The sequence below is a fragment of the Mesorhizobium sp. genome (genome assembly GCF_004963255.1).
Classification (GTDB): domain Bacteria; phylum Pseudomonadota; class Alphaproteobacteria; order Rhizobiales; family Rhizobiaceae; genus Mesorhizobium.
Map to the genome: position 1 here is coordinate 1 of NZ_SUGA01000118.1, position 358 is coordinate 358.

1 protein-coding gene and 1 pseudogene are annotated in these 358 nt (G+C 68.4%); both read left to right on the forward strand.

Features of this window, described 5'->3' with window-relative positions; translation table 11 throughout:
* Positions 1 to 144, forward strand: a pseudogene (locus tag E5X34_RS32700) (alkanesulfonate monooxygenase); the annotation flags it as partial.
* On the forward strand, positions 141 to 358 hold a 218-nt coding region (locus E5X34_RS32705), incomplete at its 3' end, for an FAD-dependent oxidoreductase (protein ID WP_292573359.1). The pseudogene E5X34_RS32700 and the gene E5X34_RS32705, both read left to right, overlap by 4 nt.

The window sequence follows — 358 nt, forward strand, 5'->3', positions numbered from 1 at the left end:
GCCTATCGCTTCGGCGAGCTGGTGCTGCCGCATTTGCCGACCGAACATCAGGTCAAGGCGCCCGGCTCGTCCGTCAACACCGGTCCCTTCGGCGAAACGATCGCCGGCGACCATCGTCCGAAATCGCTCGCCAGCGCCTCGTGAACGCGCTGCCGCCCCGGCCGCGCAGCCATGTCGCCATTCTCGGCGGCGGCTTCTCCGGCGCAGCCGTGGCTTGGCATCTCGCGCGCCAATCCGCGCGGCCATTGATCACTATCATAGAGCCGCGTGCGTTCCTCGGCGGCGGGCTGGCCTATTCCAGCGAGGAGCCGTCGCATCGCGTCAACGTGCCAGCGTCCAGGATGAGCCTGTCGCCGGA